At 70.6% G+C, this 472-nt stretch carries 1 protein-coding gene and 1 pseudogene; both read right to left on the reverse strand.

Going from position 1 to position 472, the window contains the following annotated elements:
* Positions 1 to 312, reverse strand: a 312-nt coding sequence (locus H7I41_RS23505; RefSeq protein ID WP_264015034.1) for a TetR/AcrR family transcriptional regulator, incomplete at its 3' end; no start/stop codon positions are given.
* A 9-nt stretch (positions 313 to 321) separates the two neighbouring features.
* Positions 322 to 472 (reverse strand): annotated as a pseudogene (locus tag H7I41_RS23510) (acyl-CoA synthetase); the annotation flags it as partial.

Raw genomic sequence — 472 nt, forward strand, 5'->3', positions numbered from 1 at the left:
TCCGTCGGCGTCGGGGCCCAGGCCGTGGAGCCGGTCGACGTGCTCGAGCACCGCCTGCTCGCCGCGGCGGGTCAGCTCGATGAAGATCTCGTCCTTGCCGGCGAAGTACTGATACACCGTGGCGCGGGAGCCGCCGACGTCCCTGGCGATGGCGTCGATCGAGGTCCCCTGGAAGCCGTGAGCGGCGAACAGCCGGGCGGCGCTGTCGATGATGCGGTCGCGGGTGTGCTGCCCACGGCGGCCCACGGCGGTGTTGGCCGGGGTGTAGCCGGGACGGCGTAGGTGTTCGGCGGGGGATTGGGCGCGGGGCATCGGTTCACATCATTGCAGCGGCAGGTTCCGTTTGGCGGTCCCGGGATAGCCGAAGAACTTCTCGAAGTTCGCGTCGTTGATGGGCTGGGCGGTGTTGCGGCGCACCGCGTCTTCCAGCGCGCCCAACCGTGCGCGGGCTTTCTCCAGGCCCGCGGTGTCC

Source organism: [Mycobacterium] manitobense (genome assembly GCF_025821665.1).
In the GTDB taxonomy this organism is placed as follows: Bacteria; Actinomycetota; Actinomycetes; order Mycobacteriales; family Mycobacteriaceae; genus Mycobacterium; species Mycobacterium arseniciresistens.